Annotated in this window: 16 protein-coding genes; all 16 read left to right on the forward strand. The window is 43.7% G+C overall.

What is annotated here, in order from left to right; all coding sequences use genetic code 11:
* Positions 1-11: 11 nt before the first annotated feature.
* The 16 genes from tmk (at position 12) to queC (ending at position 19095) form a co-directional block, all read left to right on the forward strand.
* Positions 12-665 (forward strand): dTMP kinase, encoded by a 654-nt coding sequence (gene tmk / locus BBC0122_RS05995; RefSeq protein ID WP_077992169.1) that lies wholly within the window; start codon positions 12-14, stop codon positions 663-665.
* Complete coding sequence (locus BBC0122_RS06000) at positions 649-1695, forward strand: DNA polymerase III subunit delta' (RefSeq protein WP_335617824.1); 1047 nt, start codon at positions 649-651, stop codon at positions 1693-1695. Before tmk ends, BBC0122_RS06000 begins: the two co-directional genes overlap by 17 nt.
* Positions 1696-1775: 80 nt before the next feature.
* Complete coding sequence (gene metG, locus BBC0122_RS06005) at positions 1776-3323, forward strand: methionine--tRNA ligase (protein WP_077992171.1); 1548 nt, start codon at positions 1776-1778, stop codon at positions 3321-3323.
* 2 nt (positions 3324-3325) lie between these two features.
* Positions 3326-4099 carry a TatD family hydrolase gene (locus BBC0122_RS06010; protein WP_077992173.1) on the forward strand — a complete coding sequence of 258 codons (774 nt, stop codon included), beginning with the start codon at positions 3326-3328 and terminating at the stop codon, positions 4097-4099.
* Between the two features lie 10 nt (positions 4100-4109).
* On the forward strand, positions 4110-4922 hold the full coding sequence (locus BBC0122_RS06015; protein WP_077992175.1) for an MBL fold metallo-hydrolase: 813 nt from the start codon (positions 4110-4112) through the stop codon (positions 4920-4922).
* Between the two features lie 542 nt (positions 4923-5464).
* Positions 5465-6265, forward strand: a complete 801-nt coding sequence (locus tag BBC0122_RS06020) for an ABC transporter ATP-binding protein (RefSeq protein WP_077992177.1) — start codon at positions 5465-5467, stop codon at positions 6263-6265.
* 1 nt (position 6266) lies between these two features.
* The gene (locus BBC0122_RS06025; protein WP_077992179.1) at positions 6267-7277 is read left to right on the forward strand and encodes a FecCD family ABC transporter permease; all 1011 of its coding nucleotides are present in this window, start codon (positions 6267-6269) and stop codon (positions 7275-7277) included.
* Positions 7274-8335, forward strand: a complete 1062-nt coding sequence (locus BBC0122_RS06030; protein WP_335617825.1) for a FecCD family ABC transporter permease — start codon at positions 7274-7276, stop codon at positions 8333-8335. The genes BBC0122_RS06025 and BBC0122_RS06030 overlap by 4 nt, the downstream gene beginning before the upstream one ends.
* An 11-nt stretch (positions 8336-8346) precedes the next feature.
* On the forward strand, positions 8347-9309 hold the full coding sequence (locus BBC0122_RS06035; protein ID WP_077992181.1) for an ABC transporter substrate-binding protein: 963 nt from the start codon (positions 8347-8349) through the stop codon (positions 9307-9309).
* 98 nt (positions 9310-9407) lie between these two features.
* On the forward strand, positions 9408-11525 hold the full coding sequence (locus tag BBC0122_RS06040; protein WP_077992182.1) for a TonB-dependent receptor: 2118 nt from the start codon (positions 9408-9410) through the stop codon (positions 11523-11525).
* A 482-nt stretch (positions 11526-12007) separates the two neighbouring features.
* Positions 12008-12640, forward strand: coding sequence for a TetR/AcrR family transcriptional regulator (locus BBC0122_RS06045; RefSeq protein ID WP_149866646.1), 633 nt, complete (start codon positions 12008-12010; stop codon positions 12638-12640).
* A 1789-nt stretch (positions 12641-14429) separates the two neighbouring features.
* On the forward strand, positions 14430-15149 hold the full coding sequence (gene lexA / locus BBC0122_RS06050) for a transcriptional repressor LexA (protein ID WP_077992185.1): 720 nt from the start codon (positions 14430-14432) through the stop codon (positions 15147-15149).
* A gap of 322 nt (positions 15150-15471) precedes the next feature.
* The gene (gene rimO / locus BBC0122_RS06055; protein WP_077992188.1) at positions 15472-16785 is read left to right on the forward strand and encodes a 30S ribosomal protein S12 methylthiotransferase RimO; all 1314 of its coding nucleotides are present in this window, start codon (positions 15472-15474) and stop codon (positions 16783-16785) included.
* A gap of 117 nt (positions 16786-16902) precedes the next feature.
* Complete coding sequence (locus BBC0122_RS06060; protein WP_077992189.1) at positions 16903-17649, forward strand: arginyltransferase; 747 nt, start codon at positions 16903-16905, stop codon at positions 17647-17649.
* A gap of 29 nt (positions 17650-17678) precedes the next feature.
* Positions 17679-18302 (forward strand): YrbL family protein, encoded by a 624-nt coding sequence (locus BBC0122_RS06065; protein WP_225868160.1) that lies wholly within the window; start codon positions 17679-17681, stop codon positions 18300-18302.
* An 85-nt stretch (positions 18303-18387) separates the two neighbouring features.
* Entirely contained in the window at positions 18388-19095 is a 708-nt protein-coding gene (gene queC / locus BBC0122_RS06070) for a 7-cyano-7-deazaguanine synthase QueC (RefSeq protein ID WP_077992190.1), read from the forward strand.
* Positions 19096-19113: the final 18 nt, after the last annotated feature.

Raw genomic sequence — 19113 nt, forward strand, 5'->3', positions numbered from 1 at the left:
GGGATGTTATTGTGAGTGGTTATTTTTTCACATTCGAGGGCGGGGAGGGTGCTGGAAAATCCACTCAAATCAATATAGTGGGAGAATTTCTTAAACAAAAAGGTTATGAAGTTGTAGTCACTCGCGAACCCGGTGGTACGACGGGCAGCGAGGCGATAAGGTATGTTCTCCTTTCAGGGAATGCTCAAAAGATGGGAAGGTGTTTTGAAGCTGTGCTTTTTGCTGCAGCGCGCATCGACCATATTAATGAAGTGATTGCACCGGCCTTGAAACAGGGAAAAATCGTATTGTGCGACCGTTTTATTGATTCGACCCGCGTATATCAGGGTGATGAAAAGGACAATAATCGCTGTAAACTTGAGCTGCTCGAAAAAACAGCCATTGTCGGTTATATGCCCGATATTACATTCATATTGGATTTACCGGCGAAAATCGGAATGGCAAGAGCGGATAAACGTCGGGAAAAAACGGTAACAGTCGACCGGTTTGAAAAAGACGATCTGGCTGTTCAGGAGGCGCGAAGGCAAGCATTTCTTGAAATAGCAGCAGCTGAACCGGAACGTTGTCGTGTTATTAACGCAAACCGTAATATTGACGAAATTGCCAAGGACATCGAACAAATTACTTTAAATTTTCTGAAAAGGAAAAATGATGCAGGAAATTGAGACGCCGCGCCAATATGATGATATTGATGGCGTTATCCGTCCTGCACAAAATACCTGTATTTTTGGTCATGAGGATGTCGTCTCGTCAATTACCCGAATGCTTGAAGACGGACGCCTGCACCATGCACTATTGTTCGAGGGGCCACTTGGTATCGGGAAAGCAACGCTAGCCTATCATCTGGCTTGGAATATTCTGGTATCGTCTTCGGGCGAGTTCAAGTCACCTGATGAAACATCACCGGTCTGGCGCCAAATTGCACAAGGCAGCCATCCTTCTGTTACCCATATATCAAGACGATTCGATAATAAAACCGAACGCTTCAATACGGGTATAACCATTGATGATATAAGAGAAATCAACCGTTTTCTGGCACAGACTTCCTATAATGGAGGCTGGCGCGTTGTCATTATTGACACAGCCGATGACATGAACAGAGCAGCCGCCAACGGTATTTTAAAAACTCTTGAAGAGCCGCCTCAGAAAACGCTTTTTATTTTGGTCTCACATTCTTCGGGGCGTTTATTGCCCACAATTCGCTCACGTTGTCATCTCGTCAAATTTCGCCCGCTCGATTATGATAATATGCAAAAAGCGCTTCATCACGTATTGGCAAATCAATTGCCGAAACCGGCGGAATTGGATGCAATTATCAGCGAGTCCGAAGGGAGTGTGCGCAAAGCGGCTTTATTGGTTTGTTATGGCGGGATGGAAATTATCCGTGTACAAAGAGAGATATTGAATCAACCCGTTTTTGATGTCGTCAAAGCGCAGACAATTGCACAAGCTTTGTCCGGTCGCGACGCTATCGTACAGTTTCACCAATTTTGTGATAATCTTCTTAATATCGTATCAGGAAAGGCGATGCGAGCAGCAATTGACGGGCGTTCTGCTTTGAGCAATCGCTACGCTGAAGCTTGGAAAAATATTGCTGAAGAGGTTGCGCAAACGGAAGCATTTAACCTCGATAAAAAACAATTTGTGATTAATGTTCTTTATAAACTTCATAAATTGATTGCGGAAAATACCTGAATAGTTGGTTTTTCCGTGACAACTGCTTCAACTACCGCTATGTCAGGTTGAAAGCTGATATTGATATAGTTGGGTATCCTATGCGTGAAAAATATTATATAACAACACCGATTTTTTATCCGAATGGTAATCCCCATATCGGCCATGCCTATAACGCTATCGCAACAGATGCGATGGCACGTTTCCAGCGGGCCAATGGTAAAGATGTTTTTTTTCTCTCCGGCACCGATGAACATGGATTGAAAATGCAGCAGACTGCCGAAAAACAGGGGTTAACGCCACTGGAATTGGCCAACATTAACAGCGCTGTTTTTCAAAAAATGTTGAAGACGCTGAATGTGTCGAATGATGACTTTATTCGCACCACTGAAAAACGCCATTACGAGGCCTGTCAGGCGATCTGGAAAATGATGGAAGACAATGGCGATATTTATCTTGATCGCTATTCCGGCTGGTATTCTGTGCGTCAGGAAGCTTACTATGACGAGAGCGATACTGAAGTAGGGGAAGATGGTGTCCGGCGGGAAAAAGAAGTCGGTTCGCCAGTGGAATGGAATGAAGAAGAAAGCTATTTTTTCCGCCTTTCCAAATATGAAGACAGATTATTGGATTTTTATGAAAAAAATCCCGACTTCATCGGGCCTAACGAACGTCGCAACGAGATCATTAGCTTTGTGAAATCAGGCCTGAAAGACCTTTCAATATCGCGTACGACATTCGATTGGGGGATACCTGTTCCGGGCAATCCCAAACACGTCATGTATGTTTGGGTCGATGCATTGACCAATTATCTGACTGCCACCGGTTTTCCGAAGAAAAATACACCGAGATCGGATTTTTGGCCGGCAAATGTCCATGTCATCGGAAAGGATATTATCCGGTTCCATGCAATTTATTGGCCTGCATTTTTGATGTCTGCCGGTATCGCCTTGCCCAAACGCGTTTTTGCACACGGTTTTTTGTTGAACCGCGGTGAAAAAATGTCGAAGTCGGTAGGAAATGTTATTGATCCGTTCAAAATGGTCGAACATTACGGCCTCGATCAGGTGCGCTATTTCTTTCTGCGAGAAGTTCCATTCGGGCAGGACGGAAGCTATAGCCACGATGCAATCGTCAATCGAACAAATGCAGATCTTGCCAATGATCTCGGTAATCTCGCGCAACGTTCGCTTTCAATGATTATGAAAAATTGCGGCGGTCTCGTACCGAAGCCGGGCAAGTATCTCGATCAGGATAACGAGCTTCTGGAAAAATGCCGCAATGCGCTTCAAACTGCTCGTGAAACCATGGATAGACAGGCCCCCCATTTGGCATTATCGGCTGTTTTTTCAGTAATTTCGGACGCAAACCGTTATTTCGCGACAGAAGAACCTTGGGCGCTGAAGAAGACAGATCCGGAGCGGTTTTCGACTGTTCTATATGTGACTGTTGAAGTGTTGAGGCGCGTTGGCATTATGCTTTGCCCCTTTATCCCGCAATCAGCGGCAAAATTGCTTGATTTGCTGGCAATCGATCAAAATGAACGTATGCTGGATGATATTGTCAATAAAAAGATCATGCCTGACATGAAATTGCCTACGCCTGAACCGGTTTTCCCTCGTTATATTCCTACGGAAGATGAAGACTGAGCATGCTTGTCGATACACACTGTCATCTGGATTTCGAGACTTTCAGCAATGAACTGGACGCGGTCGTCGAGCGCGCCCATCAAGCCGATGTCAAACGTATGGTGACTATTTCCACACTTGTTCGCGATATGGAGAAGTTGCTCGATATTACCCGACGGTTCGATGACGTTTATTGTTCGGTTGGAACCCACCCCAGTTCCTCGCATGAAGAGAATGACACAACTGCCGAAAAACTTCTACAATATGCAAAGAATCCGAAAGTTGTTGCGATAGGCGAGGTGGGGCTCGATTATCATTATGATGACGCGACTCCTCAGGAACAAAAACGTAATTTTCATGAACATATTGTCGCGGCTCGCGAAAGCGGTTTGCCACTGGTTATCCATACGCGCGATGCCGATATTGATACGAGCGATATTCTCGTCGAAGAAATGAAAAAAGGAAAGTTTTCTTTCATTCTTCATAGTTTTTCATCGGGCGAAGAGTTGGCAAAGACAGCTCTCGAAATTGGCGGATATATTTCGTTTTCCGGCATATTAACGTTCAAAAGTGCCGAAAATGTAAGAAATATTGCAAAAGCGGTGCCCGTTGATCGCGTTCTGGTCGAGACAGATTCACCCTATCTTGCACCTGTTCCGTTCAGGGGCAAGACAAATGAACCTTCCTTTGTCAAACAGACTGCGTTAGTATTGGCAGAAGTCCTTGGCGTTCCATTTGAAAAGGTGGCCAAGCATACAACGGAAAATGCATTTCGTGTTTTCTCGAAGATGAAATAGGACAGGATTTATGCAAGATCGCTACAAGTTTACAATACTTGGTTGCGGCTCCTCGCCGGGTGTTCCCCGCGCTAACGGTGATTGGGGGGCTTGCAACCCCGATAATCCGAAAAACTATCGGTATCGCGCTTCAATATTGATTGAACGTATCAATGGCAATGGCGAACGAACAACAATCGTCGTTGATACCGGTCCGGATTTCCGATCGCAAATGATCGAGCAGGGGGTTCGTGAAATAACGTCTGTTGTTTATACCCATCCCCATGCCGATCACATCCACGGCATTGATGATTTAAGAACCTATGCAATAAGTCAACATAGGTTGATGGATATTTATGCAGACGATGAAACATTTCAAAGGTTGAACGAAGCTTTCGGTTATTGTTTCAAGACGCCTGAAGGTTCAAATTATCCGCCGATATTGAATCGGAAAAAAATCACACCTTATGAAAAATTCACAATAGACGGGAAGGGTGGGCCAATCACCTTAATGCCGGTTTTGCAAATTCATGGTGATATTCATTCCCTCGGTTTCCGGCTGGATAATGTGGCTTATTGTACCGATGTGAACGAATTTCCGACGAAAACACCTCCATATCTGGAAAACCTTGACGTTCTTATTATCGGCGCACTGCAATATCGCCCCCATCCGAGCCATTTTTCTGTCGATCAGGCGGTTGAATGGGGCAAAAAGCTCAATGCGAAACGGGTTATTCTGACACATATGCATATTCCTCTGGATTATGATGAAGTGATGAAATACACCCCGGACAACGTCGAACCGGCCTATCATGGTCTGACATTTGAAGTCGACGCAAAATAAAAGTACATTTGAAGATAAATGGTTGGCGAGGTTCCGGCTCTCTGCGCGAGTCCCTTGCCAGCGGTTTTAAAAATTGATCGTCAATTGATTTACCGTCAGTCCTGAAAAATAATTCCGGTCTGAAACCGGAAAAGACATTTTTCTTATCAAACCGGTTCCGGATAATATTAATTTTATAAATATTTTTTATTGAAAATAATTTTCTATTGAAACAATCTTTTAATATTGAATTCGACATTATTTTTATATATAAAATGACATAAATTTACAATTAAACGTCGTTTTAAATGGAAAGATTTATTTTTGAATGAAATTATAGATAATAGAGAATTTATAAAATAAATAAAATTCGTTTTCTCTATCATATTTAGTATTCGGCTCATTTAATTGATTGCTTAAAATAATTGATGAAAAGTTCACCCGATTTTTCTGAAAAGGTCGGCTGGGGCGCATCGGGATGATGCCCAATCCCTTATTTTTTTGAGATTGCAAACTTGATTATTTTTATATAGTTTAAGCCCTAAAATTAAATCGAGGGTGCTATGAAACTGGATTTGCAGAATGTAAAAGCCGGATATGGCAAGTTGACGATCTTGCATGATATTTCCGTCAATTTCGTCCCCGGCGAGGTGACCGCCCTTATCGGACAAAATGGTTGCGGCAAATCCACCCTTCTCAAGACAATTATGGGGTTTCTCGATTTGCAAAGAGGCTCTATCACATTGGACGGTCGGGATATTCGGTCTTTTCATCGAAAAAAACTTGCCCAGCTCGTTTCTTATCTTCCTCAAGAGAGCTATTGTCCCGATTATTTGACATTAGGGCAACTTATCGAACTTTCATCTTATGCCAGAAATTCTCTATTTTCAGGACCTTCTGATGAAGATCGTCAATATTTTCATGAGGTTCTTGAAATTGTAGGGCTCGGAGACAAAGCCCATTTGCCTGTTAATTCACTCTCTGGCGGGCAAAAACAAAGAGCCTGGCTTGCTTTGGTTCTGGCGCAAAAGACCGATATGATTTTGCTTGATGAACCGGTTAACCATCTCGATGTCAAATATCAATATGCCATTTTGAAGCTGGTTCGCGACTTGAGTTGCGAACTTAAAAAAACAATCATTGTTGTTCTGCACGACATCAATCTGGCTACCTATTTTGCCGATTATGTTGTTATGCTGAAGGCAGGTAAAATTCACGCTCACGGGCGAACGCAGGAAGTCGTAACCGAGACGAATTTGCAGCAGGTCTTCGGCATTCCGGCAGAATTATTTATCCATAACGGGCATATTATTTGCCAGCCTTATCCCGCTTCAGCCCAATCAGTTCATCATATGGAAGAATAAGATGTATTTTTCCAAATTCTGGTTGAGCTGCATCATCATATTTCTTGTTGTTTTCTATCTCAGCATTGCGTGGGGCGGAACTTTTTCATCTCCTTCCGAAGTTTTTCGTGTCCTGATTTCGAGGAAGCCGGAAAGCTATGAACAGGCATCCATTCTTTATCAACGCTTTCCACGCGCAATGATTGCGATTTATGCCGGTCTTATCATGGCTAGCTCCGGACTGGTATTTCAAGGGCTTATACGCAATCCCCTTGCTTCTGCGTCATCACTCGGTGTCAATGCCGGTGCGACACTTTTTGTCGTCGGAAGCGCTCTGATATTCGAGGCGAATTTAGCAGAGCAGGGGAGTGCTGCGCTACTTGGCGGGCTTTTTGGTTTTCTGCTTTGTACCACTATTGCAAGGATTGCGGGTGTCAGCGAAAAAACAACCGGACTTATGCTCATTTTATCAGGTTCGCTCACAACTATGCTGCTCATCGGTTTAAGCAATGCACTTCTGCTTTCTTATGCAGATAGAAGGAGCGAATTTCTTTCCTGGATAGCCGGTAATATCAACCATGCCTATATTGATCGCCTTTACGAATTCTGGTGGATTGGTCTGATCGCACTGGTTTTTGTTTTTCTACTATCGAAGCCGCTTACGCTTATTCTTCTCGGTAACGAGAAAGCCTCCTCTATGGGGGTAAGAACGGTAGCAATTTCACGTTTCGCAATGGCATGTGCGATTGTTGCATCTTGTTCGGCAACGGCTGTGTGTGGACCAATCAGTTTCATAGGTCTTATCGTTCCCCATATGGTCAAACCGCTTGTTGGACAGGATTTCCGGCTGACATTACCGGCATCGGCATTGATAGGTGCTATATTATGCCTGTTGGCAAGCAGTGTTTCGCAAAATGCGTTTCAGCCTTATGTCGTCAATACCGGCATTATTCTGGATTTATTCGGTGGCATAGTTTTCATCCTTTTGATTCGGAAATTCTATGTTTCTCCCCAAAACAGGAGAGATATATGATGATGTCACGCACGCTTGACGGGCGGTTATCAATCCGCTTTTTTAACGGTAAAGAGCTTATCCTACGCAATCTCGTTACCGGATTGTTTCTCATAATTTCGATATTCATTCTCTTTCTCATATCGTTGAACCTTGGTACGATTGACACCGGCCTTCATGACTTCTGGAGGTTGGTGAGAGGAGAGGAGATCGAACAGCAATCCTATTTTGCACTATGGGATGTGAGATTGCCACGTTTGGCTTTGGCATTCCTGATTGGTTGGTGTGTTGCTGTGTCAGGCGCTATACTACAACCGATTGCGCGCAATCCTTTGGCAGATCCCGGATTGTTCGGCATCAGCCATGGATCGCTGACAACGACCATTTTGTTACTGGCTTTTGTCCCCGCAGCCTCGCGCGTACTAATCGCATTTGCTTCCCTTGCAGGAGGGCTGGGAACAGCAATACTGTTGATTGTTCTGGTCGGTAACCGTCATGCGGGAGGTTTGGTCATTCTGTTAATGGGAATTGCCGTTGCCACAGTCTTGGCATCGGTCAACTCTTTTCTTATTCTCTACCTGCCTACCGAAGCTTCGTATAATGCATCAAGCTGGATGGCGGGGTCGCTTTTTCAGGCAAACTGGCTGAGTGTTACGGCATTTATCCCCTTATTCCTGTTCAGCCTTGTTGCAATGCTGATGGCCGGTCATTCGCTTAACCGTTATGATCTGGGAAGTGAATTGGCGTTGGCGCTCGGCGAACCGGTTATCGTTTCTCGTCCATTGTTACTCCTATTCGCGGTGCTCTTGAGTGCCGCTTCGGTGACAATTGTTGGCCCACTTGCTTTTCTCGGTATTCTTGCCCCCCAACTTGCCCAATTTTTGACAGGGGCAAATGGCAGCGGCCGACTTTATCTTTCTGGCCTTGTCGGCGCCAATCTTGTCATCGGTGCCGATATTATTTCCAAAAACGCAACCACGATTTCAATGCCTCTGGGGCTAACGACCACCATTCTGGGCGTCCCGTTATTCATCGTGGTTTTGCGACTTAGAACTCTCCGGCAATATTTTCACAAATAGGGAAATATCTCATGCGTATCTTATCCTTTTTTATTTTCATGCTTGCTCTTCCATTGACAATACTTTGCAACACGGAGGCGCGGGAAGTTGTTGATACGATGGGGCGAACCGTCGATATTCCCGACAAGCCGGATAGGGTGGTGGTGATGAGCGAGCCGGCCATCGGTGTTCCGATGATTGAACTGGGCGTTAATCCCGTCGGTAGTTTCGGTCGTGCTGATGATGGTACTTATCAAGTCGGTGCGGACTTCATTGATATTCTGTTCGGACCCGACCAGAAGAAACCCCAAGGCATAGGAAATAATCGTCAAGTTGATCTTGAAAAGCTTTACGCGATGAAGCCTGATCTTATTATCGGCACCGAGTTCGACGTTGACAAGCTCAAGCAGCTATCTTCGGTTGCTCCGGTCTATATGCAGCATTACACAACCGGACATCTGGATAATTTTGCGATCGAAGAAAATCTTGCGAAACTCTTCGGTAAGGAAAATGCTTTTCAAGCATTGAAAACTGATTACCAGCAAGATGTTGAAGAAACCAAAAAACAATTGCCGGAAAGTCTGGAAAACAAAACCTATCTACCCGTTATCATTATGGATCAGATCAATATTGTGGGTGAAGGAATCGGCGTTTCCCAACCACTTAATGATCTCGGCATGAAACCGTTCGAGGTATCGAAAGATAAAACGCATTCGGATGGTTCGCCCAAAATTGTGCTGCCAATCAGCGCCGAAGCATTCGGCTCGCTCGATCCGGATATTCTCGTCGTTATCATCAATTGGGGAGCACCTGATAAAAGTGCTGAAGCCACACGCGAAGCTCTGAACAAACTGGTTCCGGGATGGGAAAATTATATGAAGCCGGCACGTGAAGGACGTGTCATTTATCTCGATGGATCGAAAGTTTTCACCCCCAGCTTCAAGAGTGCGCACTACACTTTAAGCGAGGTTAGAAACTGGGCAAAAACCAAATAGGGATATTTTATTTCACTATATAAAATTAATGTTGACTTAGTTTATATCATGAGTAATAAAGTCATATTTTCTTTGTTTGCCTAAAAAGGTTCCATCCGATGTCAAAAGTGTTATCGAAAACTAGGTTTCTTCTATCGTCAGCCCATTACCAACTTTTTTGCGGGGTTATACTGGTATCGTCTGCAATTCCCTGTGCTTTCGCTGAGGATGGCAATGAACAGAAACAAGATCAGTCCAACACAACTGTATTGCAAAAGGTTGTTATCAGCGGTGAAAAATCACTGCGCTCGCTTCAGCATACTGCCAGTTCGGTCAGTGTGCTTAGCAGCGAAACAGTTGCGGAAAGACCGGCGGTGACAACGCTGACAGATCTTTTAAAGGGTACACCGAACGTACTTTATACGAACGACAGTGATGCGCCGATTATCCGCGGTGTCGACACCAAAGGCCCATTGGTTAAAGGCAATGCTTATCTGGCCAATCCTATACCTCGCGCCACGATCAGCGTTGACGGCCGCTATCTGAGTGCGGGCGAATTCGGAATTGGTGCAGCGCCAATTTGGGATGTCGAATCCGTCGAAGTATTCCGCGGCCCGCAGACCACAACACAAGGGGCAAACGCGATCGCCGGTGCCATTGTCATCAAGACGAAAGATCCGACATTTACGCCTGAAGCGGAAATACAAACTCTCTATGGCACCAGACAACAAAAACGTGGCTCTCTTATGGCTTCGGGGCCGATTACCAAAGAACTTGCCGGACGTATCGCCCTTGATTATAGCGGCCGTGATACTTTCATAAAATATACCAATCCCTACTTTCTGGATTCGGAAATGGATAACGACCCTCGGAATGTCAACGGTCGTGTAAAATTGCTTTGGCAGCCTTCCGAAATACCGGGATTGGAAGGTAAGCTCACCTATTCACACATGGATTCACGGCGTCCGGCTTTCGAGATTGCCTCACACCCTTATGACCAACTTCATGATACACGTAATAGCACAGACAACATCCAGACAAAAACCGATGTCGGTGTTTTCGACGTGAAATATGATCTTGGAAACACGGTTATTCTTTTTAACGAGTTGCAATATTCCAATGGCACTTACGATTATAATTTCGGGCGATCCTTCAATGGTACCGCATCAAGAGATTATGACAATATATCGAACGAATTCCGTGTCAACTTTGGTGATGAAACAACGACTCTAAGCGGCCTTGGCGGCGTTTTTTATTCAAAAAGCAACAACGACAACCATATGTTACATGATTTTGCGTCGACTGACTTTACCGTCGATCAGGATAGTGTCGGTGTCTTCAGCGAGTTGACATACCGTTTTGCTGAAAAATGGGCTCTGACAGGTGGTCTACGGTATCAATATGACGGCATCCGACATGACGGTGTTGCAAGCTATGTTCCCGGTGTTCGCCATATTTATGACGAAAGTTTTGACGCTGTACTGCCGAAGATCTCGCTGTCCTATGATATTCGTGACGATATAACCGTCGGTGTTATGGCATCTCGCGGCTACCTTCCGGGTGGTACAGGTTTGAACTTCTCAGGCAAACGTTATTATAATTTCGACGCTGAAAAAGCCTGGAACTATGAAATTTTCTCCCGTATTACAGTGCTTGATAGCAAGCTTTCATTTACGCCGAATATTTTCTACACGCGTTATACGGACTCGCAGCGTTCTGTTACCGATTATATGAACGGCAAACAATTCGGTTCCATCATTGTTAATGCCGATGAAGCAAAAACATATGGTGCAGAATTGGGGGCAGATTATCAGCTTCTCGATAACCTCCTATTGCGTGGTGGACTTGGGCTTCTCCACACAGACACCAGTGAATTCGGTGACACACGCGGCAATGTCTTTGACGGGAAAAAATTTGCAAAAGCTCCCGGTTACATGTTCAATGTCGGTGCCGATTGGGACATCATCGAAAATCTTCGCTTGAGCGGCGATGTCCGTTATACCGATGATTATTATTCAACGGATGATAACGATCCTGCTTTGCGCGTCGGTTCTTATGCAATTGCCAATATGCAGATTTCATATAAACCGAACGATCATATGGAGATTTTTGGCTATGCGAAGAATTTGTTTGACGAACGTGTACCAACGGAAAAAAACAGAGACCGTGTAGCCGGAATTCAGGCCTATATCACCGAACCGCGCGAATTTGGTGTCGGCCTCAAAATGAAGTTCTAATTTGAATCTGATTGAACCAGAACCAATCAAAAGCCAAGAAAGCCATACAGAACGCGAATTGTTGTATGGCTTTTTATTTTTATTCCAATTATCCGCCACTTCATTAGAAGCTGAAAGTTGAATAGGGGGGGAATAAAATATAAAACGGGGAGGAGGTGCGCATTGATGCCGGAACGCTCGAAAAAATCACAAACAATCGGCTAAAGTTATCATTCTGAAACTCAACCGATATTTCCCTTTTTCGGCTGTTTTTGCTTGTCATAATAGATATGATTTGCTTGTCATAATAGATAAAAGATTAATACCGCGTCCGATTTAACTTTTCCGCAAAAAGACAGCAAAATCTATTTCGCGCCATATGTTGGCCACCTTGTCACGTAATAAATAAGCTGTATCAGTAAAGACAGAACGCTTTGTTGTACCGTTCAATTATCCGTGATACATTTCTCGCTCATTCATAACAAACTCAGAAAATTGCTATAATGACCCAATCGCCCAAAAAGCTCCCACGGGGGCGACCGCCTACAATCAGTCGTGACAGGATAGTGGAGGCCGCTATTGAAATTGGCATTCCCAAAATCACCTTTGTGGGGGTTGCTGAAAAGTTGGGTGTAAGCCATATGGCGCTCTATAATCATGTTGACGGTCTCGAAGCTTTAAAGACTTTGGTTGCCGAAACAATTTTCTTGAAGTGGGAATTGCCTCATTGGACGCCCGAAATTGCGTTGCGCGACTATCTTGTAAAGCTCTCTTCGTCTATGTGGAAGCTCGTAGAAACCCATCAAGGCATCACACCGTATCTCTTGCGCAGAGATATGATTACGCCGACAATTGAAGAGCGGATTTCAAATCACCAGCAAAGACTTGCAAAAGCCTACAATCTTTCTCTGATTCAAGCGCATTGGTTGGCATTCACTATTTCCTATCACACACTTTCAGTAGCCGATAGTGTTTTGCCGGATAATAGAGATGAAGCCGATTTAACACGTTATCAGTCCGATTTGGGTATTCCGGGGATTGATGACGAATACGCTATCGGTATACAAGCGCTCATTATTGGATGTCTTTCAGTTCTTGACACGATTTCGGAGAAAGAGCAGGGAACTCACGCTTAAATTGGAAGCGTTTAAAAAGCCGATATTATCTCCAAAATTCGAGCAATTCTGAAAAGCAATAAAGGCGTGAAAAAACATTGCCTGTTACCGGAATTCAAAACCGGATTGATAAGATTGCAAATGTCTTAGTGTTTCATTGATTGACAGCCGATGATTATCGGAAAATCAAACGATCGTTTATCGGGCTTAACCTTTTCATAGGCCTTGGAGCTAACAGATGTTAATGAACAAGCACCAGATGTCGAATATTAAAACATCTTCATAATATATTGAATAAATGGAACAATTTACCTTTCGACATTGATTTTGCAATATCGCGAAAAACTTCAAAGCTTTTTCGGATGGATTTTAAAATCGACAGCTCTTCAGAAAAATTTAAAGTCGCAATTTTATAGGAAGATAGGAAATGCAATTTGAAGATGCATGGTAAAATCCGGCAAGTGAAACAAGCCCGAACGTTCACCAGCATTCGCCATTGATATTCACGTGTTATCATTGATATTCACGTGCTTGATCGAAAAATGGAAATTGAAATAGCCGCGGAATGATACCAAAACATCATCAAAACAGCATTCCGAACGACAATCGAAACAGCGTTCCGAACTATGACTGAAGCACTATGCCGAACTATCGTTAAGACTTTTTTGTGAAATCGGGTTTCTAATGCAATTTAAAAGCCGAGGGAAGAGGTTTCACCAAAACTCGAAAGATATGGAAAAGAGGCGAAAATCCGTTTTCTCGCTGATCGATAAAAATTCTATACCGGTATTTGATAGCAGGATATGTCAGTCAAACTAACATTCTAACATTCTGGCATCTTGTCATTTTATCCATTCTATCGTTCTGCATTTGGTCATTTGGTCATTCGCTTATTCTGACTTTTTGGCGCTTTGTCACGCGTTCATTCGTAATTTTTGGCGCTTTGTCATATTTTTGGCGCTTTGTCATTTGGTCATTCGGGCTTTTTGCCGCTGGAGTTTTACTCTCGAATAATTGCATAAGATATATTATGGAACTTTTTGTATAGGAGGGGGCGAGAACCGTTAAAAAACAACAATTGTGCAACTATCACGTCAAGACGCTCAATTCCTTAAATCACATAGATGCCGTTTTCAAAATGACATGGCCGCTTTCTTTTTCTATAATAACATATGGCCATTCACTCGAACAATCCACAATGCCTTCTATGCCAATATTCACCCGACAACGTATCGGCATTTCCAATGAAAACTTCGTCCTTTTCAGCTATGGAATTTTCGTCTTTGCCAGATGATGTCTCATTGCCGATTTGAAATGTCGCAGGTCAATTTAATTTAAACCTTTTTCGTGAGCGTTTATTGTGTTCCAATTCGTCGGTTTTCATGGCTAGCCTATGAGTACGCTATTCCGCCTTGCGCAAACAATGTCGCACAGATGGACAAATTCTGACTGCATCCCTTGCCATATTTACGGCCATATCGCTTTGCACTCGTCCATGACCTGTCAAAACTTAAATCGATTATCGGATCACACAAGTTTTTGAAAATAGAAAATTCATGCTCTTTAATCTTTGAAGCCCTATAGAAGACAAATGTATTTCTCATAAAAGTCACGATTTTCAGGTCGTATCGGGATGAATTTTATGTTGCAGAACTCGTTAGAAATAATTTTACCTTCTGTTAGATTGGATATTTGAACATAAAAATAAAAACACGAACATAAAACGCAAAATAACTTGTGGAACAATACTAGAACATATAGTGTACGTTCTGGTTTTGTTTCTCGTTGATTCGCATCATTGGAGAGTTTTATGTTAACACGCAAGCAGTATGAGTTGCTTCTGTTTATTCATAACCGGCTAAAAGAAACCGGTATACCCCCCTCTTACGACGAGATGAAGGATGCTTTGGATCTCGCTTCAAAATCCGGCATTCATCGGTTGATAACGGCATTGGAAGAGCGTGGTTTTATACGTCGCCTTCCCAATCGTGCGCGCGCTCTTGAAGTTTTGAAGCTGCCGGAAACAATGTCACCTGCGATAAATAGCGTAAGGAAGTTTTCACCCAGTGTTATAGATGGCCAGAAAAACAAGAATATGAAGAATGTTGTTCGCAGGGAACTGTCGAGTGGCGAAAGTGGGCAGGCAGCCAATGTGAATGTTCCAGTAATGGGACGAATTGCGGCCGGTGTTCCTATTTCGGCAATCCAGAACCAGACAAATATGCTTTCTCTACCATCCGATATGGTGGGCAGCGGTGAACATTATGCGCTCGAAGTCAAGGGCGATTCTATGATTAATGCCGGAATTTTCGATGGTGATACCGTTATAATCAGACGTGGAGATACAGCAAATCCCGGTGAAATTATTGTGGCACTTGTTGATGATGAAGAAGCAACCTTGAAACGTTATCGGCGAAAAGGTGCGTCTATTGCTTTGGAGGCTGCAAATCCTGCTTATGAAACAAGGATATTCGGTCCTAACCGTATCAAAATTCAAGGCAAGCTCGTCGGCTTGATACGCCGCTATTAAGCTCTCGTCATTGAATGTTTTAAACGTTTATGGTGTAAAAAAATTCAATCATAATTGTCGGATAGTGTTTTTCAACGGGAATGACGGAAGTTCTATTAGAGCTGTTTTAACGAGTTCGGGAGAGAAGCGGCGTTTGAGGTTTTTCGGGCGAGATTATCGTCCGGATATAATGAAAATGCGAATAGATGGATATGTCCTGCGGCAGGACTGGCGAAATTTTTGCAAAACAGCCTTGTATTTTTAACAAACTTGTATTTTTAACAAAATAGATTAGGTCTCATCTGATCGTTTTTAGAAATTCGTGTCTTCTACAGGAAGTGATATGTCAGCTCCTCGCGTTAGTTTTGTTTCTTTAGGATGTCCTAAGGCACTTGTCGATTCCGAACGCATCATTACAAAATTGCGCTCTGAAGGATATGAAATAGCACCCAGACATGATGGTGCGGATCTTGTTATCGTCAATACATGTGCTTTCATTGACTCGGCCCGCGATGAATCGCTGGCCAATATCGGCGACGCATTAAAGAAAAACGGTAAAGTCATTGTAACCGGCTGCCTTGGTGCAGAGCCGGAAGTGGTAACAAAAACTTATCCGAATGTATTGGCTGTGACAGGTCCTCAGGCGTATGAGAGTGTTATGGAGGCTGTTCATAAGGCTGCACCGCCTGTCCATGACCCGTTTGTTGATCTTGTTCCCCCTCAGGGAATACGTTTGACGCCTCGTCACTATGCTTATTTAAAAATTTCCGAAGGCTGTTCAAATCATTGCAGCTTTTGCATTATTCCACAATTACGGGGAAATCTGGTTTCCCGACCGGCATCCGATGTGCTGCGGGAGGCGGAAAGGCTTGTGAAAGCAGGCGTCAAGGAAATACTTGTCATTTCCCAAGACACCAGTGCATACGGGCTTGATCTTAAATATAGCGAAAGTCCATGGAAAGACCGTACGGTTCGCGCACGGTTCTATGATCTCGCCAAAGAATTGGGCGATATGGGTGTTTGGGTGCGGATGCATTATGTATATCCCTACCCCCATGTCGATGATGTCATCGAATTGATGGCCGATGGAAAAATTCTGCCCTATCTTGACATACCGTTCCAACATGCGTCCCCCAATGTGTTACGCAACATGAAGCGTCCTGCGCATTTGGAAAAAATTAATCAGCGCATCGAGAAATGGCGCAAAATCTGTCCTGATCTTGCTTTAAGATCAACTTTCATTGTCGGTTTTCCGGGAGAAACCGAAGAAGATTTCAAAATGCTTCTTGATTGGATGAGTGAAGTAAAGATAGATCGGGCCGGATGTTTTAAATATGAGGCTGTTGAGGGTGCATCGGCCAATGATATGGGGCTGGAAATAGTCCCTGATGATGTCAAGAAAAGCCGTTGGGACCGTTTTATGGTTCATCAAAAATCCATTTCGGCCAATTTGCTCAAGAAGAAAGTCGGCAAACGTTTGCAAATTCTCGTAGACGAGGCCAATGGACATACAGGCATTGGACGCACGAAATATGATGCTCCGGAGGTTGATGGTGTCGTGCATTTGACTTCACGTCGTCCCATACGGACGGGAGAACTCGTCACCGCAAAGATTGAACAGTCGGATGATTATGATCTCTATGGTATGATAGTTTAGGCGGTATGATCGCTGTTTATTTAAAGATCATTCCTTGAAGGATCGGCGATTGCGCTATAGTTTTCTATGTAAATGTAAATTTGTTTCAACTTGACGGTATCTTTAAATGCGATAAGCATGACACACAGCGATAAAGATGAACCACAATTTTTCCTTACAGCTCCGGCGCCCTGCCCGTATCTCGCCGAGCATTGGGAGAGAAAAGTATTTACCTATCTCACCGGCCAATTCGCAAAAGATAAAAACACCGTTTTGACGCAATGCGGTTTTCGACGTTCCCAAAATATTGCTTATCGCCCTGTTTGCGACGGGTGCAATGCATGCGTATCGGTGCGCATTGTTGTGGATGATTTTGTTCCTGATCGAACAATGAAACGTATTATCAAAAAAAATGCCGATCTCGTCGGTGAAGTTTGCGGGAGTGAGGCAACAGAGGAGCAATATTCGCTTTTTAAAAATTATCTCGGCGTTCGTCATGCCGGTGGTGGAATGAGCGATATGACATTTCAGGATTACCGGATGATGGTTGAAGATACCGAGGTTGAAACGTCATTAATCGAATATAGAAGAAAGCTATCCGGTGACGCGAATAAGAAAAATAATTTTTCGCTTGTTGCCGCCGCTCTTACCGATAAAGTTGATGATGGTCTTTCGATGGTCTATTCTTTTTATTCGCCATTTGAGAAGCACGCTTCGCTTGGAGTTTTCATGATTTTGGATCACATCCGCAAAGCTCGTCAATTGGGGCTTCCCTATATTTATCTGGGATATTGGGTCAAAGGTTCACCGAAAATGGACTATAAATCCCGTTATCGACCGCAAGAACATTTGACATCCAGCGGATGGACGTTAACAAAAGAATAAGACAGAGTTTATCTGCCGAGGAAATTGATATGTTGTCTAAAGAGATGATCGAGTTGAAGGGGTGCAAGCCTCGTTTCAAGGGAAATGCACGTCTGGTCTTCGTTCATCCCGACAACCCCGACTTATTGGTGAAAGTGCTGCGCCCTGAATGGATTGCTAAAACCAGACAAGTAGCCGAATGGAAAAAGCGTTTTAAGCCGTTGGGTGCCAATTCTGTCAATATGCACGAATTCTTCGAGATCGTCCGCGTCAATCCCCATGCTGAAACCTTGCTGCCGCACATGTTTTCGGTTGTCGGGCTTCAGCAAACCGATCTCGGTTGGGGACTTGTTGTTAGAGCCGAAAAGGATGAGAACAACAACTATGCGCAACCGGTAGCTGCCTTTGCCAAGGATGTAAGCCCCATTCGCGATGCACTTGATGAATTCGAGAATTGGGTCAAACAAACCGATGTTATTTTATATGATTTGAATCCGTGGAATTTGGTTCTTGCCCATCGTAATGGCAAACAGGAAATTGTTATTATTGATGGCATATCGGAAAAGTCCGCACTGAAATTCCGAACCTATTTTCCTTCGATCAATGCGAAGAAAAATCTTAAAGTTTATGCACGTTTCCAGCGCTTTATGGAGCGAATAAAAAACGGAAAGTAATGACAGGCTTTACAGCTATCAAAGCCTTTGATAGCTGTAAAAGATACCGGTCGCAGCCCACCCGGTTTTAAAAACAAGGGATAAAATGAAAACCTATCTTATCTGTTCAGGCGGACTTGATTCCGTCACCCTCGCCTATCGTCTGGCTCACGAGAAAAGCCTTCAAGGTATCATTTCTTTCGATTACGGACAGCGGCATAAAAAAGAACTGTTTTTTGCGAAAGAATGTGCTCGTGCTCTTGGCGCGGACTATTATCCAATTGATATTTCGGCAATCGGAAAGAATCTCTCCGGATCATCACTCACCGATAATATTGATGTTCCCGATGGTTATTATGCCGAAGATAATATGAAATCCACGGTCGTTCCCAATCGGAATGCTGTCTTTCTCTCGATCGCTTTTGCTATTGCCTCGGCTAAACATGGCGATAGCGTTGCTATTGCAGTACACGGTGGAGATCATTTTATTTACGCCGATTGCCGTGAAAACTTTATCAATGCGTTCAACGCAATGGAACAATTATCACTGGAAGGGCAATGTCAGCTCTTTGCGCCCTATGTGAGCTGCGACAAGTCGGACATTGTTAAAGATGGTGTAAAATACAACGTTCCTTTTACTAAGACTTGGTCTTGCTACAAAGGAGGAGAACACCATTGTGGGCGCTGCGGAACCTGCGTTGAACGGCGGGAAGCTTTCGCATTGGCCGGAGTGGATGATCCAACAATTTATGAAGATAATGAATTCTGGATTGAAGCTGTCAAGCGTAATAAAAATAGCAAGTTGTTAAAATAGCATTCTTGTTTGTTTCAA

Source organism: Ditibartonella choladocola, assembly GCF_002007565.1.
GTDB classification, from domain to species: Bacteria; Pseudomonadota; Alphaproteobacteria; order Rhizobiales; family Rhizobiaceae; genus Bartonella; species Bartonella choladocola.

Bases quoted from the DNA above. Each gene is read 5' to 3' on its own strand.
- BBC0122_RS06000 (WP_335617824.1), top strand. From the start codon at position 649: ATGATGCAGGAAATTGAGACGCCGCGCCAATATGATGATATTGATGGC.
- metG (WP_077992171.1), top strand. From the start codon at position 1,776: ATGCGTGAAAAATATTATATAACAACACCGATTTTTTATCCGAATGGT.
- BBC0122_RS06010 (WP_077992173.1), top strand. From the start codon at position 3,326: ATGCTTGTCGATACACACTGTCATCTGGATTTCGAGACTTTCAGCAAT.
- BBC0122_RS06015 (WP_077992175.1), top strand. From the start codon at position 4,110: ATGCAAGATCGCTACAAGTTTACAATACTTGGTTGCGGCTCCTCGCCG.
- BBC0122_RS06020 (WP_077992177.1), top strand. From the start codon at position 5,465: ATGAAACTGGATTTGCAGAATGTAAAAGCCGGATATGGCAAGTTGACG.
- BBC0122_RS06025 (WP_077992179.1), top strand. From the start codon at position 6,267: ATGTATTTTTCCAAATTCTGGTTGAGCTGCATCATCATATTTCTTGTT.
- BBC0122_RS06030 (WP_335617825.1), top strand. From the start codon at position 7,274: ATGATGATGTCACGCACGCTTGACGGGCGGTTATCAATCCGCTTTTTT.
- BBC0122_RS06035 (WP_077992181.1), top strand. From the start codon at position 8,347: ATGCGTATCTTATCCTTTTTTATTTTCATGCTTGCTCTTCCATTGACA.
- BBC0122_RS06040 (WP_077992182.1), top strand. From the start codon at position 9,408: ATGTCAAAAGTGTTATCGAAAACTAGGTTTCTTCTATCGTCAGCCCAT.
- BBC0122_RS06045 (WP_149866646.1), top strand. From the start codon at position 12,008: ATGACCCAATCGCCCAAAAAGCTCCCACGGGGGCGACCGCCTACAATC.
- lexA (WP_077992185.1), top strand. From the start codon at position 14,430: ATGTTAACACGCAAGCAGTATGAGTTGCTTCTGTTTATTCATAACCGG.
- rimO (WP_077992188.1), top strand. From the start codon at position 15,472: ATGTCAGCTCCTCGCGTTAGTTTTGTTTCTTTAGGATGTCCTAAGGCA.
- BBC0122_RS06060 (WP_077992189.1), top strand. From the start codon at position 16,903: ATGACACACAGCGATAAAGATGAACCACAATTTTTCCTTACAGCTCCG.
- BBC0122_RS06065 (WP_225868160.1), top strand. From the start codon at position 17,679: ATGTTGTCTAAAGAGATGATCGAGTTGAAGGGGTGCAAGCCTCGTTTC.
- queC (WP_077992190.1), top strand. From the start codon at position 18,388: ATGAAAACCTATCTTATCTGTTCAGGCGGACTTGATTCCGTCACCCTC.